The following is a 618-nucleotide window of genomic DNA, read 5'->3' as shown; positions in this document are numbered from 1 at the left end:
TGCTCGGCCGGGATCATGTGGCTCATCATCAGGAAGCCGACGGTGTCCATGCCCAGTTCGCGGGCGTATTCGATGTGCTGTCTGGAGACGTCGGCCTCGGTGCAATGGGTGGCGATCCGCACCACGCGGGCACCGGCGTTGTAGGCCGCCTTGAGGTCATGCACGGTGCCGATGCCGGGCAGCAACAGCGTGGTGATCTTGGCGTGGCTGATCACGTCGGCGGCGGCTTCGATCCATTCCAGGTCGGTGTGCGCCGCGAAGCCATAGTTGAAGCTCGAGCCTTGCAGGCCGTCGCCGTGGGCGACTTCGATCGAGTCGACCTTGGCCTTGTCCAGGGCACGGGCGATGTCCTGCACGTTCTGCAGCGAATACTGATGACGCACCGCATGGCTGCCGTCGCGCAGGGTCACGTCGGAGATGTAGATTTTCTTAGCGTTCATGTCGCTCTCCTCAGGCCTGTTGCATCGACTGCGCCATGCGCTCGGCGGTAGCCAAGGCTGCGGAGGTCATGATGTCGAGGTTGCCGGCGTAGGCTGGCAGGTAATGGGCGGCGCCTTCGACTTCGAGGAACACCGAGGTTTTCAGGCCGGAGAATTTGCCCAGGCCGGGGATGTTCAG

2 pseudogenes are annotated in these 618 nt (G+C 63.3%); both read right to left on the bottom strand.

The features are described 5' to 3' along the window. Positions 1-440, bottom strand: a pseudogene (locus ACP7E3_RS31875) (4-hydroxy-2-oxovalerate aldolase); the annotation flags it as partial. A gap of 10 nt (positions 441-450) precedes the next feature. Next, a pseudogene (locus tag ACP7E3_RS31870) lies at positions 451-618 on the bottom strand (acetaldehyde dehydrogenase); the annotation flags it as partial.

The sequence above is a fragment of the Pseudomonas sp. PSPC2-3 genome, from assembly GCF_049898265.1.
In the GTDB taxonomy this organism is placed as follows: Bacteria; Pseudomonadota; Gammaproteobacteria; order Pseudomonadales; family Pseudomonadaceae; genus Aquipseudomonas; species Aquipseudomonas veronii.
The sequence above is the reverse complement of the archived record's forward strand: the minus strand, read 5'-3'. Positions and strand labels throughout refer to the sequence as shown.